We start from the raw sequence: 16,965 nt of genomic DNA, 5'->3' as shown, positions 1-16,965 counted from the left end.
CTGCAGGCTCGTGGCCGCGTGCGTGGCCATGCATCGGGAGTGAAGAATGAATACGCTGGATTCGCGCGACCCGCGATTGTCGCGCCGACGTTTCGTGCAGGGTTTGATGCTGGGCGGTGTGGCCGCCGGTCTGGGGATGCGCGCCGGGCCGTCCGCCGCGCAGGCGGCGCGTGTCGGGCCGTGCGAGCTGCGCGGGACGCAGTTCGACTTGTCCATCGACGAGCTGCCGGTGGATTTCACGGGATGCAAGCGTGTCGCCACCGTGGTGAATGGGCAGTTGCCCGCGCCGTTGTTGCGCTGGCGCCAGGGCGACACGGTGACATTGCGCGTGACCAACCGGCTGCGCGTGCCCAGTTCCATCCATTGGCACGGCATCTTGCTGCCCTCCGGCATGGACGGCGTGCCAGGCATCAGTTTCGCCGGTATCGCGCCGGGCGAGACATTCACGTATCGCTTCCCGGTGCGGCAAAGCGGCACGTATTGGTATCACGGCCATTCCGGCTTTCAGGAGCAGACCGGTCTGTACGGTCCCATCGTGATCGAGCCCGCGGGTGGCGAGCGCTTCCCCGCAGACCGCGATTACGTGGTGATGCTCAGCGACTGGACGGACGAGGATCCGCTGGCGATCTACGCGCACCTCAAGAAGCAGGGCGATTACTACAACCACGCCGAGCCCACGGTATCGGATTTCCTGCGAGATGCGCGCGTGCAGGGTTTGTACAAGGCGCTCGTCGAACGGCGCATGTGGCAGCAGATGCGCATGAGTCCCAACGACCTCGCCGACGTAGGCGGCGCTACCTATACCTACCTGATGAATGGCCATGCGCCGGCGGCCAACTGGGAGGGCTTGTTCAAGCGCGGCGAAAAAGTGCGGCTGCGCTTCATCAACGGCTCGGCGATGACGATCTTCGACGTGCGCATCCCCGGCCTGAAGATGACCGTGGTGGCCGCCGACGGGCAGGACGTGGAGCCGGTGAGCGTGGATGAGTTCCGTATCGCCGTGGCCGAGACGTACGACGTGATTGTGGAACCTTCGGACGACCGCGCCTGGACCGTATTCGCGCAATCCATCGATCGCAGCGGCTACTCCCGCGGCACGCTGACGCCGCGCGAAGGCATGGGGGCGCCGGTTCCGGCGATGGATGCGCGCGCGCCGTTGGCGATGATGGACATGATGGGGGCCGTGGATGGCGGCACCATGGCGAAGCACGCCCGCACGGAATACCGCAATCCCGGCGTGGACATGCGCGTGGACATGCCGCGCACCAATCTCGACGACCCGGGCGCCGGCCTGCGCGGCAACGGTCGCCGCGTGCTCACCTACGACGACCTGCATACCGTCGGCGGTTCGCTGGACGCGCGCGAGCCCGGCCGTGAGATCGAGCTGCATCTCACCGGCAACATGCAGCGCTACATGTGGTCGTTCGACGGCGTGAAGTTCTCCGATGCGAAGCCCGTGCATTTCCGTGCGGGCGAGCGGCTGCGGCTGGTGCTGGTCAACGACACCATGATGGACCACCCCGTGCACCTGCACGGCATGTGGAGCGAGCTGGAAAGCCCTGACGGCGGCTTCCAGGTGCGCAAGCACACCCTCAATGTGCAGCCTGCCCAGCGCATCGCCCATGGCGTCACCGCCGACGCGCTGGGTCGCTGGGCCTACCACTGCCACATGCTCTACCACATGGAGGCAGGGATGATGCGCGAGGTGGTGGTGTCATGAGCGCATTCATCCGCAACACCTTGGCTTGCATTGCGCTCTCGTTGTCGCCGGTGGCGTGGGCGCAACAGACCGCTCCCGCGCCGGCAAGCAGCACGAGCATGGATATGGACATGGGGGGCATGGACATGCCGGGCATGCCGCAGGGCTCTCCCAAATCAGCGAAGCCAGCGCCGCAGGCGAAGCAGCTCGAGCCTGCATCGGCAGGCAGCACCGCTGCGGACATGGGAGATATGGACATGCCCTCGATGCCAGGCATGGATCACTCCAGCCATGCCGGGAGCACGGTGGCGGCGAAGGATCACGGTCAACCGCATGACATGGGCGCCATGCCCGACATGCGCATGCAAGGTGGCGTGGCGCCACGGGCTGCGCGCAGCGCCGACTACTCGGACGGCAACGGCTATGCCGTCATGCCCGGCATGGACATGCTCGACGCCGGGCCGTTGGGCATGCTGCGTTTCGACCAGCTCGAAGCCTTCGACGGCCTGCATGGCAGCGGCCAGTCGTGGGAGATGGAGGGCTGGTATGGCACCGACATCGACAAGCTGTGGCTACGCAGCGAGGGCCAGCACGAAGACGGTCGGTTCGACGACAGCGATGTCGAGGCGTTGTGGAGCCATGCCGTCGCGACGTACTGGAACACCCAGCTCGGCGTGCGCAACGACTTCGGCGACGGTCCCGCGCGCCAGTGGCTGGCGCTCGGCGTGCAGGGGCTGGCGCCGTACTGGTTCGAGCTGGCAGCCACCGCCTATGCGAGTTCGGGTGGCCGCACGGCGGCGCGCCTGCGGGCCGATTACGAGCTCCTCATCACCCAGCGCCTGGTCCTGCAACCGGAGCTGGAAGCGAATTTCCAAGGCAAGGACGACCCGCAGCGGCGCCTCGGCAGCGGTCTGTCCGACGCCAGCTTCGGCTTGCGCCTGCGCTACGAGATACGGCGGCAGTTCGCCCCTTACCTGGGCGTGGTGTGGACGCGGCGCTTCGGCGGCACGGCGGCATTCGCACGCGATGAGGGCCGCCCGGTCTTCGACCGCCAGCTCGTCGCTGGCCTGCGCATCTGGTTCTGAGGATCACGTCATGAAGAAAGGCGTCGAACGCACGCTTGTTGTCGCTGCCACGCTCGCGGTGCTTGTCGCCGGTGCGGGTGCCTATGCCTGGTCGGGGCTGTACGACATCGGTGCCGATACGCCGCACTGGAAGCCGACCTATGCCTTGCTCGAAACCCTGCGCGACCGTTCCGTCCATGCCCGTACCGCAAATCTCGCCATGCCCGATCTTGACGACCCACAACGGATTCTCAAGGGCGCTGGCCAGTACGCGGCCATGTGCACCGGCTGCCATCTCGCGCCGGGCATGCGCGATTCCGAAATCCGCCCCGGTCTGTATCCGCAGCCGCCGGACCTCACACGGCAGCGGGTCGATCCCAGGGCCGCGTTCTGGGTCATCAAGCACGGCATCAAGATGAGCGCTATGCCTGCCTGGGGCAGCAGCCACGACGACGCCACCGTTTGGAGCATGGTGGCCTTCCTGCGCAAGCTGCCGGGCATGACGCCGGAGCAGTACAAGGCCATCGTGGCCAAGGCGCCGCCGGACGACGACATGGATGCCGGCGACGCCCGCCCCGCCATCGGCCATCCGGGCATGGGCGACATGTCCGGAATGGACGGTGCTTCTTCTGCTCAGTAGGCCACGGTGATGCGGCGTCGCGTCGCGTCGCCTTTCTCGACACGGTCGAGCAGGGCGGCCGCATAGTCGGCCACGCTGATGCGGCTGACGCCGCTGGCGTCGGCCAGCAACTGGTCGCCACCGATGCGGTAGTGACCGGTACGCTCGCCGTCCTCGATCAGCGCAGCAGGGCTGATGTAGGTCCAGGCCAGGGGCGACGCGCTGGCGCGGAAGGTTTCCAGCGCACGGCCCTGGGCTTCGGCCTCGAGCTTCCATGCTGCCGGGAAGTTCGGGTCGTCGAGCACGCGCACGCCCGGCGCGGTTTCCAGGCTGCCGGCGCCGCCTACCCAGACGAGGCGCGGCACGCCGGCCGCGGACAGCTGGTCGAGCAGGATGCGCGCGTTGCCGGGCAAGCTGTCCGGGTTGCCGTCGCGGCGGGCGGACAGGCTGGCCACCACCGCGTCGCTGCCGCGCACGGCAGCCAGCCAGGTCTGCGGGTCCGCCACGTCGCCGGTGACAACGTGGAGCTTGTCGTGGCGCGTGTCGAGGCGGCCCGGGTCGCGCACGATGGCAGTCACGTCGTGGCCGCGCGCCAGCGCTTCGGCGAGGATGGCGTGGCCGATGTGGCCGGTGGCGCCGAACAGTGCGATGTGCATGGAAGGTTTCCAGTGGAGGGGAGACGAAGCGCAGCATGCACCCTCCCATTTGCTGGATAAACCGTCGCAGAAGTAATTCACTGTAAAGTTAAAGTTGACAATGGAGAACAGCCATGGGCGAGGTCAATCTCAATCGTTGGGCGGTATTCGTGGCGCTGGTGCGCGCCGGCTCGTTCACCGCGGCGGCGGAACAGCTGGGCCTGACCAAGGCGATGGTGAGCCAGCACCTGGTGCGGCTGGAGCGCGAACTAGGCGTAACGCTGCTGGTGCGCAGCACGCGGCGGATGACGCTGACCGAGGCTGGCATGGACTTCCATGCCGATTGCGTGCGCATTCTGGGCGAAGCCGAGGCTGCGATCGCTCGCATGGGCGAAAACCGCGAAGTCCCGCGCGGCACGCTGCGCCTCACGGCGCCGGTGAACTATGGCGCCATGGTGGTGGCGCCCGCGCTGGCCAGCTTCCTGCGGGCCTGTCCGGAGGTGAGTACCGAGCTGGTGCTGGACGATGGCATCAGCGACCTGATCGGCGGCCGCTTCGACCTAGCAATCCGCGGCGGCCCGCTGCGCGATTCCGGCTTGCATGCGGTGCGTCTGGCCGGCTTCCGCCAGCTGCTGGTGGCGGCGCCGGCCTATCTCGATGCGCGCGGGCGGCCGCGCCGGCCGCAAGACCTCGCGGACCACGATGCGATCCTGCTCTCGGTGCTCAGCTCGCCCGCGAACTGGACCTTCACCGCGCGCAACGGTAGCCACACCCGTGTACGCCTGACCCGCCGCGCCGTGGCCGACAGCGCCGCGGCGGTGCACGCGATGGCGCTGGCCGGCGCCGGCGTGGCAGTGCTGCCCGACTTCATGGTGCAGGCCGAGCTCGCGACAGGCCGCCTCGAACACCTGCTGCGTACCCAGCGCTTGCCTGAAGGAAGCTTCCACGCGGTCTACGCCGGGCTTCATGCGCCAGCGAAGGTGCGGGCTTTCATCGACCACCTGCGGACGCGTCTTGCGGGCGGTGCGGAATGAAAGGCCTCCGACGAGGGTGATCCCGCAGCCGGGGCAGTTGTTACTCGACGATGTTGTGGCTCTCCGCGACGGCCAGCAGCTCCGGCTGCTCCGGTTCACCGCGTTTGCGGTGCAGCAGCGGGTGGGCGAACACGGCGGCAAGGATCACTGCCACGCCGGCGTAGAACCAGCCGTCCAGCTGGCGCTGCTCGTCGAGCAGCAGCACCGCCAGCACGATGGCGTAGACCGGTTCCAGGTTGGTCACCATCTGCACGCCGAAGGCGCTCAGGTGGCGCAACGCCACCAGCGCCAGCGCGAACGGCAGCAGGGTGCAGCCGAAGGACAGCGCGAGCAGCAGCAGCGCGTCGTGCATATCCGGCAGCACGAAGGCAGGGCCGGCGTGTGGGAGCAGGGGAGCCAGCAGGCCGAGGAAGACGGTGCCGGCGCCCAGCTCGATGCAGGTGATGGTGAGGGGGTCGCCGTGTTCCACCATGCGCTTGTTGAACGCGCTGAACAGCGCCACCAGCAATGCGCATACCACGCCCACCGCGATGCCCATGCGCATGCCCGCGGGCACCCCGCCCACCACCATCACCACGCCGGGCACCACCGCAACGCCGATCAGCATTTCGCGCGGGTCGAACTTGCGCCTGGCGATCCAGGGTTCCACGAAGGCGAGGAACACCGGCCCCAGGGCCATGCAGGTGGCACCCACGGAAGCATTGGCGAGCTTGATCGCGGCGTAGAAGGTCAGCCAGTGCAGCGACACCAGCACGCCGATGCCGGCGTAGGCCCAGCGCAAGCGCGCAGGCATCGCGCGCAGGCCACGCCACACCCGCGGCATCAGCAGCAGGGCAGCCGTCACCAGCAGCACGCGCCACCACACCAATGGCAGCGCCGGCAGGCTGATCAGCTTGCCGAGGATCGCGGTGAAGCCCCACAGCAGGACGCAAAAGTGGATCTGCAGACGGGCCTTGCTGACGGCTTGCATGGAATACGCGCTATCCAGAAGAAGCGCGCATTGTAAATCAGCGCTGTGCCTTGGCCGCTGGCGCTCGCAACTGCTGCAGCACCGCGGTGCAGGTATGGGTGTTGCCGGTGTCGTGACTGGGGGCGACCAACGCCAGCAACGCGGCGGCCGGGGCGGCGACTACGCCCAACGCCAATGCGCCGGCGCCGCGCGCCAGCAGCGGGCCGGCGTGCACGCCCACGTCGGGCTGCTTCAGCGTACCGTGCACGTACAGCGGCGAGCGCAGCGTGAACAATCGGAAGCCCTTGGTGTGCGGCACGACATCCAGGTCGAGCTTCTCGTTGGCGAAGTTCACCGTGCCTTTCACATCGATCAGCGCGTCCTGCGTGTCGACCACGAACAGACGTGTGCTGAACAGGCCATCCTCTGCCACGAAGTCACTGGCGGCACAGTCGATCTTCACCGTCTTGTCGCCGAAAAGCTTGCCGAGCACGATGTTGCCCACGTTGAGGCCGGCCATTTCCAGCAGGTTGCGGCTGATCGCGCCGTTGTCCATCAGCAGCTTCAGCTCGCCGCTGGCGGTGCCGAGCAGGGTGGCGACGGAGTTGCCGCGCGCATCGAGCTCGGCATCGCCGTTGATCTCGCCCAGGCTGGTGTGCATGGAGGCGAAACCTTGCGACAACTGCTCGATGCGCAAGCCGCGCACGCCCAGCTTCAACCTGCCGCGCATCGGCGCGGTACTGCCGTCGAGACGCACCATGCCGTTCACCTGTCCGCCGGCCACGCCGAAGTGCAGCGGGTCCAGGGTCAGCGTGCCGCCGTCCATCACGAGATGCGTCGACAGCGACTGGATCGGCAGCGACGGGCCGTGTTCGATGCGCGCGGCGGCAAAGGTGACGTCGGCATCCATCGCCTTCCAGCGGTCGGTGCGGAAGGACTGAGTGGGCAAAACGCGATCGGAAGCGGCAGGGGGCGGCGTCGTGGTGCTGGAGCCGCCTCCGCCGACCAGCGGCGCAAGGTCGGCGAAGCGCAATTGCGCGGCTTGCAGCTTGCCGCTGAGCTTGGGGCGCACGCCGCCGGTGACGTAGTCGACGTCGCCGGCGATGTCGCTGGCGCCCACGTGCGCGCGGAAGTCGTGGTAACCGAAGCGGTTGCCGCTACGCGCCAGCGTGGCGGTGAGCCGGCCACGGGTGGCGTACGGCGGCGTGTCGGGCAGGGTCACGCCGAGGATGGGGTAGAGCTTGGCCATGCTGGAGCCGGCGAGCCACAGGCGCAGGTCCAGCGCGCCGAGATGCAGGGGGTCGATCAGTGTGCCGACCAAGGCGATGTGCGTGTCGCCGATGCGCAGTTTCGCCTGCAGGGGAAACGGCTGGCCGGATTGCTGCAGGGCCAGCACTGCGCCGGTTTTCCCGCTGCCCTCCAGCGGCGCGCCCTGGTAGCTGCCTTGAGCGCTCCAGGCGAACTGGTAACTGGACTTCCGCGCGGCCGCATCGCCGGGTTTGTCCTGGTCATTGTCCTTGTCCATGGTCTTGCCGGCACCGCGGCCGGCGCTGTTCACCGCCTGCGTACGCGCATCCGCCGTTGCCTGCGCCACGATCTGGTCATAGGGAACCGCCTGCTGCAGCGGCTGGATGTACGCGGTGATCTGCACATGGCCGGCGGCATCGTCGAATACGACCTGGCCGGCACCGAAGCCGATGGCACCGAGATCCACCGTCCACGCGGAAGGTGTCTGGCTTTGCGGCAGGTTGAACGTCCAGTTGGCGCGACCCTGGGCATCGCGTTCCAGGTCCACGCTTGGGTTCACCAGTTGCAGGCTGGGAATGCGCACGTGGTGCCACAACAGGTCCAGCGGCGACAGACTGAAGCGCACGGCGTCCAGGTGCGCGAACTGCGGCTGCTTCGTCCATGCCGGGTTGGCGACCGAGATGTCGTGCGCCACGATGTGTGGCCACGGCAACCATGCATGCCAGCCCTGCGACTGCGGGTCGCGCTTCCACTCCATGCCAAGGTCGCCGTTTATCGCGAACGGGCGGCCAATCGCCGTGCTGGCCTTTGCGTCGATGGTCGGCTTCAGCCTGTTCCAGTCGAACAGGGAGAGCGTTATCACCAGTGCCGAAACCAGCACGATGAGCAAGGTCACCGGCAAGCCGATGACCCATGCCAGCAGTTTGTACCTGCGTCTCATGATCGTCTCCCTGCGGCTGCAAGGCGGCACGCCGTGGCGATGGGGTGTGCCAAGGCTTAACCGATGAGGCGGCAAGGTTTTGTAGTGGACGCCTGGTTCAACTCATTCTGCGTTCAGATGGGGGTCAATCCCCGTCGTTGTCCGCATGGGCTTTCCAGTAGCCCGTGGCCTTGATCCAGTCCTTCGGTATGCCGCGTTGCTCCAGCGACTGGCGCATCGTGCGGGCGCGGTCCGATTCGGTGGCGATCCACCAGAAGCGATCGCCTTCGATGGCGGGCAATTCGTGCAACGCCTGCTCCAGCGATCCGCCCTCCGCGGCGTCGCGTCCGAACCACTGGATCTCGACACGTGCCTGCGAGAAGAGTGTCTGCCTGTCAGCGATTTCCGGTACTTCGATCAAGGCCGTGGCGTGCATGCCTGGGGGCATTTCTTCCAGCCAGCGACTGATCGCGGGCAGGGCGGTTTCGTCGCCGACCAGTACGTAATGGTCGAAATCGTTGGCGATCACGTGCGAGCCGCGCGGACCACCGGCTGCGATGCACTGCCCAGGCGCCGCCTGCTCGGCCCAGCGCGCAGCGGGGCCGTCGCCGTGCAGCACGAAGTCGATCACCAGCTCGCCGCGTGCGGCGTCGTGATGGCGTGGCGTGTAGTCGCGCATAGGCGAGGGCTCGCGACCCGAGGGGAATTCCGGGCCCTGGGTGCCCAGCGAGGGCGGCACGAGTTCACCGTGGCGGTTTGGGAAGAACAGCTTCACATGGTCGTCGGGCGCGGCGCTGTGGAAGCCACGCAGTTCGGCGCCGCCGAACGTCACGCGCTGCATGTGCGGCGTAATGCGCTCGACGCGCGCTACGGCCAGCGTGCGCAGCACGACGTCATGGCGCAGGCGCTGGTGGGCATGCCGTACGAAGGGTAGCTGCATCAGTCGTTCGTCCCGCCGGTGGCGATTTCATGGGCGGCACGTTCGAGGATCGCGGCGACGCGCTCGGCTTCCGCCTTGTCCCAGCTGATGCGCATCAGCATCGCGTGCTTGAGCGCGTGCATCGCCTTGCGCACGCGCATCGGGGCGGCCATCTTCGCCGCCAGCTTGGCGCTGTGTTCGGTGCGTGCATTGGCTGCGTCCACCGCGGCACGGTTCTCGTCGAGGAAGGCACGACCTTCGTCAGTGATCGCGTACAGCTTGCGATTGCCCGCTTCGTTCTCCACCGACGCATAGCCCATGTCCTCGAGCATCGCGAGGGTGGGATAGATCGCACCGGGGCTGGGCGTGTACTGGCCGTGGAACATCTCCTCGATCATGCGGATCAGCTCGTAGCCGTGGCGCGGCTGCTGCTCGATCAGCGCAAGCAGCAGCAGCTTGAGGTCGCCATGGCCGAACATGCGGCCGCCGCCGCCTCGGCGGCCGCCGCGCAGGCCGTCCCAGCCGCCGAAGGCGTCGCCGCCGCGGCTGTCGTCGAAGGGACCATGGCGGCCGGCATGGAAGCCGCGGCCGTCACCTTCCATGTCGAAGGGGGTGAAGCCGTGGGAGTGGTGGTGATGGCGGATGTGTTGAAAGAAGTGGTGCATGCGCATGATGTGTTCCGATATATCGAATTGGTGAGTTCAAGATATATCGTAGATATGTCTTTTGCAAGGCCGTGGCCGGGACCGGATTTGGGGTATGGCGAGGACAGAGCGCTTTCGTGCGGGTGCCGCAGCCCCAGCTACTTCGCTTTTGCGTGCCCATGCGCGCGCAGGAGCGCGTGCGAACGGCAAAGGCGCTCCAGAGGGCGCAGAACTGTCTGCTCGTCATTCCGGCGCAGGCCGGAATCCAGGAGCGACCATGCTTGTTCGAGCATCGCGGTCACTGGATGACCAGCTTCGCTGTTGTGAAGCTCCTCCAGCCTGCGCCGGAATGACGAGCCAGAAGCAGGGCGGCCGCTGCAAGATGCATCCCTCGGTAACCAGGTACGGCGCGGTGCCGCCGTGCTGTCTATCGCGTAGGAGGGAGTGGTTCCAATGTCCCGGACATGCGCTGTTCGTAGTTCCGGCGGATTGAATCAGTCCGTTTCTCTGGGTTATCTCGCTTGACTCCGGACATTCCCGGATCGAGTCCGGGACAGGCGCTGCCCTTCGCCCTTCGGGCCAGCTTCGTTGTTCGCCACCGCTCCTGCGACAGCGTGGCCCAGCAAAGAGAGGCGACTCGGGCGCCGGCGGGCGTCCGAAATCGCTCTGTTACTTGCGAAACGCGCCTATAAGGCGTCTTGCCGCCGTGAAGCCCCGGGGTCACAAACCCTGCCGGCTTCAGAGCACGAAAAACCCTCAGCCCACCCGCCGAATACGCCAAACCCACGCTGGCGGCAAATTGAGCCACGCCCCTCCGACGCGCTCGGCCTGCAATCCAAGCCGCTGCCGCAACGCCCGCGGCACCGGACAGCGCAGCCCATAGGTGAACTGGTAAAGCGCCCCTCCGGACTGCAATTGGCGCTCGAACACGCCTTCGACGATGGCCGCGACCTTGTCGGAAGGAATGGACAGCAGGGGCAGGCCGCTGATAACGGCGCTCGCGCGCTCGTCCCCGAACAAGGACGAAGAGCGGCCAAGTTGTGCGGCATCCATGCGCAGCACGCGCGCGTGCGGGTAGCGTTGCTCCAGTGTGGAAGCCAGCACGGGATCGGTTTCCACCAGCACCAGCCGATGGCCGGGCAAGCCACGTTCCAGCAGCGCCCGCGTGAAAACGCCGGTGCCGGGACCGAGTTCGATCACCGGGCCGTGCGCGTGGTCGACATGCGCCGTCATCAGTCGCGCCAAGGCGGGGCCGGAGGGCGCCAATGCGCCTACGCTGCGCGGATCGCGCATCCAGGCCCGCAGAAAATGCATGGTGTCGTTCAATGACATGGGCGATGGGATGATCGGTTGCCTGGGTTCACCATAACCGGAATGGGCCGCATGGGTGTTCGGATACGGTTATGGCATCACCGGCTTGCCGCCATCCCGCACCGGAACGTCGATGTTGCACAGTTCGAGCTTGCCCGCAGGCAAGGTGTAGAAGCTGTCGCGGCGGTTGCGCTTGGCTTCGATCAGCGCGGTGAAAGTGGTGCTGTCGGTGCGCAGCACCTGGATGTTCGCGCGCTGCGCGGGCGGCAGATCCGAAGCCAGCCGCACCGAGAGGATGGGCAGGCGCTGCTTGGCGTCGGTATAGAAGCCCATAGGGGCGGGGCCGCGCGGCAACGCGGAGAGCAGTGGCATGCCTTCCAGCACGCGGCCGGCGATGGCGAGATTGCGGTCCAGTGTGCGCGGCGACTGACCGATGATCGCGTACAGCGAGCTGCCGTTGCCACTGTCGGGCGAGATGTCGCGTGCCACGCCCACCGCACCATAGCAATGCGTGAGCCACATCCGGCTGGTAGCCGGATCCCGCGCGGCGGCGAAGCCTTCGCTGAAGCCCACTTCCGGAGCGTATACGTCGCCGTCGGGCAGTTTTGTCCACGGCAGTTTGGCGTCGATGGCGCGAGTGTATTCCGGCGGCAGGGTTTTCTTCGCCTTGCCCAGCGATTTCAGCTTGGCCGGATCGGGATGGTCGTCGTCGCTGGCGGGGTCATCCCACTGCGCCACGAAATTGTCCTGCACGCGGTTGACCGAGGTGCCGTCGAAGTAGTGCTCGCGCACCAAGGTGCGGATGTTGGCCGCATGCAGTGGCGTGAAATCGGGTGCCAGCTCGATCACCACGCGGCCCGTGGGCAACTGCATGTACAGCAGGTTGTCCGGATCGGGCGTGCGCCATTCGGAAGGCTTGGACGCATCCAGCAGTTCCTTCGCGCTGGGCGTGGGCTTGTCCTGCGCGGCGAAGGTCGGTGCCGTGGCGAGGGCGAGCGTGGTCGCGATGGCGGCGGCAAGGTGGCGGCGCATGGTGGTCTCCCCGGTTGGCTGGCGAAACGGCAAGTTAGCAGGTGCCGGTTCGCATGTGCGCTATGCGCGGAAGCGCACGAAGGTGCGCTCGCTCAGATGAGTCAGGCTGAAATTGCGGCGTTCAATTCCCGGCAGGTGCGGGTTTGCCGGCACGCCGGCCCTTCCAGGCATAGCCGATCCCCAGCAGCACGAACCAGACCGGGCTGGCCAGCAGCGCCGCACGGGTGTCCGACTGCAGGCAGAGCAGTACCAGCACGAAGGCGAAGAACGCCAGGCACACCCAGCACATGAAGACGCCGCCGGGCATCTTGTAGGCCGAGCTCGCGTGCTGCTGCGGACGTTTGCGCCGGTAGGCGATGTACGCGCACAGGATCAGTGACCACACGAACATGAAGAGCACGGCGGATAGCGTGGTGACGAGGGTGAACGCGGTGACCAGGTTGGGCACGAGGTAGATCAGCGCCGCACCCAGAAGCAGGCAGAAGCAGGAGAACAGCAGGCCCAGTGAGGGCACCGCTGCCTTCGACAGGTGTGCGAACGCCTTCGGTGCATGGCTTTCGTCGGCCAGGCCGTACAGCATGCGGCTGGTGGAGAACATGCCGCTATTGGCGGAAGAGGTGGCCGAGGTCAGCACCACGAAGTTGATCAGGCTCGCCGCCGCCGGTATGCCGGCCAGCACGAACAGCTCCACGAACGGGCTTTTGTCGGCCTCGACCAGCCGCCATGGCGTCACCGCCATGATCGCCGCCAGCGCCAGCACGTAGAAGATGATGATGCGTATCGGGATCGAGTTGATCGCCTTCGGCAGGTTGCGCCGCGGATCCGCGGTCTCGGCGGCGGTGGTGCCGACCAGCTCGATGCCGACGAAGGCGAACACCGCGATCTGGAAACCGGCGAAGAAACCCGATAGTCCGTGCGGGAAGAGGCCGCCGTCGTTCCACAGGTTGGCCAGCGAAGCCTTGCTCCCCGCCGGCGAGCGGAAACCCCATGTCACCAGCGCGAAGCCGACCACCACCAGCGCGACGATGGCGACGATCTTGATCAGCGCGAACCAGAACTCCAGCTCGCCGAACATTTTCACCGTCGTCAGGTTCAGGGCGAGCAGCAGCAGCACGCAAAGCAACGCCGGTATCCACGACGCGAGATGCGGCAGCCAGAACTGCGTGTAGGACGCGATCGCGATCACCTCGGCGATCGCGGTGACGATCCAGCAGAACCAGTACGTCCATCCGCAGAAGAAACCGGCCCATGGCCCGAGCAGGTCGGTGGAGAAGTCGATGAACGACTTGTACTCCAGGTTCGACAGCAGCAGCTCGCCCATCGCGCGCATCACGAAGAACAGCATCACGCCGATGATCAGGTACACCAGCAGGATCGACGGCCCGGCCAGGCTGATCGTCTTGCCCGAGCCCATGAACAGGCCGGTGCCGATGGCTCCGCCGAGGGCGATCAATTGCAGGTGGCGATTGGAGAGGCTGCGCCTCAGGTGGTCCGGCTGTTGCGTGGATGCGGACATGTGGGCGCCATGGTCGTGAGTGAGCCGCAACCATAGAAGGAACCCCTGGTCCATGGGAATAGAGCCAACGTATCTGCCGTTCCGAATACCCAAAATCCATCTGCGTTGCGCCCAAGGCTGCCGGTGGCTGGGCCGGCATGGATGGGGCCAGATATCCGGCGCTGACATTCGTTCCGAAATCGCGGGCAGATCGAAGGCATTCAGGCCGAAAATGTCCTCGATCGTCGTACCAAGTGCATGCGCCAACCCGAGCGCCCCGGGTGCCCGGGGCTATGGCCGCTGGGTTGGCTTGTGTACTTAGTACTCGTTTGTGTACATTGTACGCATGACCAAGGGCCGCATACTCTCGTCCGCGAAGGCGGTGCTCGAATCCGCAGGCTTCGAGGGGCTGACCATCCGCAAGGTCGCCCAGCGAGCGGGCCTCTCGCCGATGGCGCTCTACCGCCATTTCAAGAACAAGGACGAGCTGCTCAACGCCCTCATGCAGGACGGTATCTCCGCGTGGGAGGCGATCGTTCGCGGCATCCGCGCCCGAGATCCGGTGAAGTGGCTGGAAGCGCTGATGGAGGCCTATCTCGATTTCGCGCTCACGCAGCCGCACCGGTTCGACGCGGCGTTCTTCCTGCCTGCCCCCGCGGCGCGCCAGTTTCCCGATGATTTCGCTGCGGGCCGCTCGCCGGCGCTCGCGCTCGCGATGGCTCGCATCGATCAGGCGAAGGCCGAGGGCCGGTTCCGCGATGAGCCTACGCTCGGGATCGCGATGGCGCTCGCGGCCTACGGACAGGGATTCGTGTCGATGCAGCGCGCGAGGCGTTTCGCGAGCGACAAACAGTTCAAGGAGCTATACCGCGCGGCAAAGCGCCAGTTCCTCGATTCCCTCAAACCGTCCGGGAAAAGCGAATGATCACTCTGTTGGCCGCTGTGCTGAGCGGCATCATGTTTTATCTCTCACAGGGATACGACCACGTCTGGGCCCTGGTCTGGTTCGCGCCCGTGCCGCTGTTGTGGCTTGCCTACGGCAATACCCGCATTTGGCAGGTGATCGGAGCGAGCGCCATCGCGCTCCTCGGCGGCACCGGCTATATCTTGCAATCCCCCTACCTCCATCTCATACCGCCGCTCGTCTTCGCGTCGGTTCTGGCGGTCGATACCGGGCTGTTTTGCGTCGCGGTAGGGTTTGCGCGCTTCGTGCAGCGCCGGTCGTCGCCGCTTCTCACGTTGTTTGCGTTTCCGGCGTGCTGGACAGTCTTCGAGTTCCTGATCGAGCTGCAGTCCCCGAACGGCACCTACGGTTCGCTCGCCTACAGCACGATGTCGGCGCCCGTCCTGATCCAGGGCGCATCGCTCTTCGGGATGTACGCGGTTACGTTCCTGATCTGCCTCTTTGCGAATACCCTCGCCATGGCGCTGCGGTTCAAACGGAACACGGCCGCAGTCGGCCTCGGGCTGACGATCTGTGCGGTCAATCTGGTGTTCGGTATCGTGCGGCTCGCGCACCCGCAGCCCGACGTGCTGCGGGTGGCGGGTATCGTCGATGAGACGGCCGTAGCGGATGCGTGGCGGGCGAAGACCGTGTCCGCCGATCTTGCAGTGGCCGAAACCTACGCGCGCGAGGTCCGCGCAGCTGCCCGGGAAGGCGCCAGGTTCGTGGTTACGCCGGAAGGCGGCATGGTATCGACCCCTGCAGGACAGAGCACGATCGTTGCACCGCTTGTTGCCGCCGCCAGGGATACGGGTGTGCAGATCATTGCCGGTTTCCATTCCGAGGCGCCGGCCGCCGACTTCGCGCTTGCGATCACGCCCGATGGCAGGACTCAGCGCTACGACAAGCGTCATCCTGTGCCAGGCCTCGAACACGACCTCACGCCGGGTCATGCCTCGGGCTGGCTGGGCGATGGCCGTGCCGAGGAGATCTGCAAGGACATGGATTTCCCCGACACCATTCGTTCCGATGCCGCCAAGGGCGCCCGCCTGATGGGCGTGCCTGCGGGCGACATGGGCATCGATGGCTGGCAACACGGGATCATGTCCGTGATGCGCGGCGTCGAAGGCGGGTTTTCGATCGTGCGGGCTGCCAATGACGGCCTGGTGTTTGCGAGCGATGCGCAAGGACGTCTGCTCGCCCTCAAGCAGGATGCGCCTGCGGGCCTGACCATGATCGTCGCCGACCTGCCGCTGGGACCCGGGCCAACGCTCTATACGCGGATCGGCAACGTCTTCCCGTGGCTCTGCGGGATCTTCGCTCTCGCCCTCGCGCTTGGCACGGGGCTGTTGGCCTGGCGGCGGCGAACCGCCGGCCTGTTGCGGAGCCTTGAAAATTGACCAGGAAGGCGCGGTGCTGTTCACCGAAGATTGACCGGGGAATTCCAGCTTGATCTGCGGGATTTATGGGGCAGCAAGTACTCGCTGGGTGATCGGTCTTCGACGCATTAGGGTCGTCCGTTTTCAGCGGGCGCCAGCACTAGAAAGAGCCTAAACATGGGTGTCATATCCACACGTGGGCATGGTGGCGAAGTCTGTGCAGTTTCGAACATCAGAGTCTGTACAGCCAGGGCGGCAGGAGACTATGGTGAAGGACGAGACTGGCTTCTTTGAGGCATACGACAAAGTAGTCGCTTTTGCTCGCGAGCATGGTGAATACCCGCGCCTTCGATTGGGTGTGACTGATGACCCGTGAAGGTCCGCTTCGGGTCGGAAGCGACTCTACAAAGGAACAGCTAGGGCGCCCAGCCGCTTCAGGCTAGGCACCCTTGGGCAGCAACAGCTGAGGTGTTGCTATCCCAGATTACTTCTTTGCGGCTTTCTTGGCCGGAGTGCTCTTCGCAGCCTTCTTGGCCAGTGCGGTTTTCTTGGCTGGCGCCGCTTTCGCGGGTGCGCTAGCAATCAGCAGGCTTTCCGCTGTCACGCCCTTTTTCTTCAAGGCCTCGTTGAACCAGAGGGGCCGCTTGCCGCGTCCAGACCACGTCTGAGACGCGTTGTCGGGGTTGCGATATTTTGGTGCAACGGCGGTTTTCGGTCCCTTCGCAGACTTACCCCCGCGGGTCGGATACACCTCCCCAATGGTCAGCCCGGCGCCAGCAAGGATGCTATCAATCTTGGCCCGCACTTCCTTGACGTGATTTTTCCGCGCAGATTCCATCTGCGCTTCTGCGCTCTTGATAAGCGCTTGGAGTTCAGCCGGGGAGAGCGAATCAATATTTATAGCCATGGTGGTTCTTTGGTTGGATTGGAGGCCTCGACGTCCCCCCGCTTTCAGTAGCGGGGCAATTTAGAGCCCAGGGTTACTTTAACTGCTCAGCATAGGCGGCGGGTGTCAGCCCGCCCAACGCCTTCTTCGGTCGCTCCTCGTTGTATTCCCGGCGCCAGGTTTCGATCT

At 65.8% G+C, this 16,965-nt stretch carries 16 protein-coding genes; 6 read left to right on the top strand and 10 right to left on the bottom strand.

Annotated elements, in window-relative coordinates; genetic code table 11:
• Positions 1-46 precede the first annotated feature (46 nt).
• From IHE49_RS16440 to IHE49_RS16430, 3 genes are read left to right on the top strand one after another with little or no spacing between them, the layout of a single operon-like run.
• Positions 47-1,720: a copper resistance system multicopper oxidase gene (locus IHE49_RS16440; protein WP_192159926.1), complete on the top strand. Its 1,674-nt coding sequence runs from the start codon at positions 47-49 to the stop codon at positions 1,718-1,720.
• A complete protein-coding gene (locus IHE49_RS16435; protein ID WP_192159924.1) occupies positions 1,717-2,784 on the top strand; it encodes a copper resistance protein B in 1,068 nt (355 codons plus the stop codon). The genes IHE49_RS16440 and IHE49_RS16435 overlap by 4 nt, the downstream gene beginning before the upstream one ends.
• Before the next feature lie 10 nt (positions 2,785-2,794).
• A complete protein-coding gene (locus IHE49_RS16430) occupies positions 2,795-3,403 on the top strand; it encodes a cytochrome c (RefSeq protein ID WP_192159923.1) in 609 nt (202 codons plus the stop codon).
• Here IHE49_RS16430 and IHE49_RS16425 read toward each other — a convergent pair.
• The gene (locus IHE49_RS16425) at positions 3,397-4,038 is read right to left on the bottom strand and encodes an NAD(P)-dependent oxidoreductase (protein ID WP_192159921.1); all 642 of its coding nucleotides are present in this window, start codon (positions 4,036-4,038) and stop codon (positions 3,397-3,399) included. The genes IHE49_RS16430 and IHE49_RS16425 overlap by 7 nt on opposite strands.
• 113 nt (positions 4,039-4,151) lie before the next feature.
• Here IHE49_RS16425 and IHE49_RS16420 point away from each other — a divergent pair, with 113 nt between their 5' ends.
• Positions 4,152-5,051, top strand: coding sequence for a LysR family transcriptional regulator (locus tag IHE49_RS16420; protein ID WP_192159919.1), 900 nt, complete (start codon positions 4,152-4,154; stop codon positions 5,049-5,051).
• A 40-nt stretch (positions 5,052-5,091) separates the two neighbouring features.
• Here IHE49_RS16420 and IHE49_RS16415 read toward each other — a convergent pair whose 3' ends face one another.
• From IHE49_RS16415 to cycA, 7 genes are all read right to left on the bottom strand, one after another.
• Positions 5,092-6,021 carry a DMT family transporter gene (locus IHE49_RS16415; protein WP_192159917.1) on the bottom strand — a complete coding sequence of 310 codons (930 nt, stop codon included), beginning with the start codon at positions 6,019-6,021 and terminating at the stop codon, positions 5,092-5,094.
• Between the two features lie 37 nt (positions 6,022-6,058).
• Positions 6,059-8,188 carry an AsmA family protein gene (locus tag IHE49_RS16410; protein ID WP_192159915.1) on the bottom strand — a complete coding sequence of 710 codons (2,130 nt, stop codon included), beginning with the start codon at positions 8,186-8,188 and terminating at the stop codon, positions 6,059-6,061.
• Between the two features lie 124 nt (positions 8,189-8,312).
• Positions 8,313-9,107 (bottom strand): siderophore-interacting protein, encoded by a 795-nt coding sequence (locus IHE49_RS16405; RefSeq protein ID WP_192159913.1) that lies wholly within the window; start codon positions 9,105-9,107, stop codon positions 8,313-8,315.
• Entirely contained in the window at positions 9,107-9,757 is a 651-nt protein-coding gene (locus IHE49_RS16400) for a PadR family transcriptional regulator (RefSeq protein WP_192159911.1), read from the bottom strand. Before IHE49_RS16400 ends, IHE49_RS16405 begins: the two co-directional genes overlap by 1 nt.
• A 729-nt stretch (positions 9,758-10,486) precedes the next feature.
• The gene (locus IHE49_RS16395) at positions 10,487-11,044 is read right to left on the bottom strand and encodes an rRNA adenine N-6-methyltransferase family protein (protein ID WP_225578518.1); all 558 of its coding nucleotides are present in this window, start codon (positions 11,042-11,044) and stop codon (positions 10,487-10,489) included.
• Positions 11,045-11,131: 87 nt separating this feature from the next.
• A complete protein-coding gene (locus IHE49_RS16390; protein WP_192159907.1) occupies positions 11,132-12,073 on the bottom strand; it encodes a peptidylprolyl isomerase in 942 nt (313 codons plus the stop codon).
• Positions 12,074-12,194: 121 nt separating this feature from the next.
• Positions 12,195-13,589, bottom strand: a complete 1,395-nt coding sequence (cycA, locus tag IHE49_RS16385) for a D-serine/D-alanine/glycine transporter (protein WP_192159905.1) — start codon at positions 13,587-13,589, stop codon at positions 12,195-12,197.
• Between the two features lie 325 nt (positions 13,590-13,914).
• Here cycA and IHE49_RS16380 point away from each other — a divergent pair, with 325 nt between their 5' ends.
• Together IHE49_RS16380 and IHE49_RS16375 are read left to right on the top strand one after the other, a co-directional pair.
• Positions 13,915-14,493 (top strand): TetR/AcrR family transcriptional regulator, encoded by a 579-nt coding sequence (locus IHE49_RS16380; RefSeq protein WP_192159903.1) that lies wholly within the window; start codon positions 13,915-13,917, stop codon positions 14,491-14,493.
• Positions 14,490-15,911 (top strand): nitrilase-related carbon-nitrogen hydrolase, encoded by a 1,422-nt coding sequence (locus IHE49_RS16375; RefSeq protein ID WP_192159900.1) that lies wholly within the window; start codon positions 14,490-14,492, stop codon positions 15,909-15,911. The genes IHE49_RS16380 and IHE49_RS16375 overlap by 4 nt, the downstream gene beginning before the upstream one ends.
• Before the next feature lie 463 nt (positions 15,912-16,374).
• On the opposite strand, the gene IHE49_RS16370 is transcribed toward IHE49_RS16375, so the two are convergent.
• Entirely contained in the window at positions 16,375-16,797 is a 423-nt protein-coding gene (locus tag IHE49_RS16370; protein ID WP_192159898.1) for an H-NS histone family protein, read from the bottom strand.
• Between the two features lie 73 nt (positions 16,798-16,870).
• On the bottom strand, positions 16,871-16,965 hold a 95-nt coding region (locus IHE49_RS16365; RefSeq protein ID WP_192159499.1), incomplete at its 5' end, for an integrase core domain-containing protein.

Source organism: Rhodanobacter sp. 7MK24, from assembly GCF_014842995.1.
Lineage (GTDB): Bacteria > Pseudomonadota > Gammaproteobacteria > Xanthomonadales > Rhodanobacteraceae > Rhodanobacter_A.
Note: the sequence above shows the minus strand (reverse complement) of the source record. Positions and strands in the feature narration are given on the sequence as shown.

What these genes read in the sequence shown, in the direction of transcription:
- IHE49_RS16440 (WP_192159926.1), top strand. Translation starts at nt 47, where the DNA reads ATGAATACGCTGGATTCGCGCGACCCGCGATTGTCGCGCCGACGTTTC.
- IHE49_RS16435 (WP_192159924.1), top strand. Translation starts at nt 1,717, where the DNA reads ATGAGCGCATTCATCCGCAACACCTTGGCTTGCATTGCGCTCTCGTTG.
- IHE49_RS16430 (WP_192159923.1), top strand. Translation starts at nt 2,795, where the DNA reads ATGAAGAAAGGCGTCGAACGCACGCTTGTTGTCGCTGCCACGCTCGCG.
- IHE49_RS16425 (WP_192159921.1), bottom strand. Translation starts at nt 4,038, where the DNA reads ATGCACATCGCACTGTTCGGCGCCACCGGCCACATCGGCCACGCCATC.
- IHE49_RS16420 (WP_192159919.1), top strand. Translation starts at nt 4,152, where the DNA reads ATGGGCGAGGTCAATCTCAATCGTTGGGCGGTATTCGTGGCGCTGGTG.
- IHE49_RS16415 (WP_192159917.1), bottom strand. Translation starts at nt 6,021, where the DNA reads ATGCAAGCCGTCAGCAAGGCCCGTCTGCAGATCCACTTTTGCGTCCTG.
- IHE49_RS16410 (WP_192159915.1), bottom strand. Translation starts at nt 8,188, where the DNA reads ATGAGACGCAGGTACAAACTGCTGGCATGGGTCATCGGCTTGCCGGTG.
- IHE49_RS16405 (WP_192159913.1), bottom strand. Translation starts at nt 9,107, where the DNA reads ATGCAGCTACCCTTCGTACGGCATGCCCACCAGCGCCTGCGCCATGAC.
- IHE49_RS16400 (WP_192159911.1), bottom strand. Translation starts at nt 9,757, where the DNA reads ATGCGCATGCACCACTTCTTTCAACACATCCGCCATCACCACCACTCC.
- IHE49_RS16395 (WP_225578518.1), bottom strand. Translation starts at nt 11,044, where the DNA reads ATGCATTTTCTGCGGGCCTGGATGCGCGATCCGCGCAGCGTAGGCGCA.
- IHE49_RS16390 (WP_192159907.1), bottom strand. Translation starts at nt 12,073, where the DNA reads ATGCGCCGCCACCTTGCCGCCGCCATCGCGACCACGCTCGCCCTCGCC.
- cycA (WP_192159905.1), bottom strand. Translation starts at nt 13,589, where the DNA reads ATGTCCGCATCCACGCAACAGCCGGACCACCTGAGGCGCAGCCTCTCC.
- IHE49_RS16380 (WP_192159903.1), top strand. Translation starts at nt 13,915, where the DNA reads ATGACCAAGGGCCGCATACTCTCGTCCGCGAAGGCGGTGCTCGAATCC.
- IHE49_RS16375 (WP_192159900.1), top strand. Translation starts at nt 14,490, where the DNA reads ATGATCACTCTGTTGGCCGCTGTGCTGAGCGGCATCATGTTTTATCTC.
- IHE49_RS16370 (WP_192159898.1), bottom strand. Translation starts at nt 16,797, where the DNA reads ATGGCTATAAATATTGATTCGCTCTCCCCGGCTGAACTCCAAGCGCTT.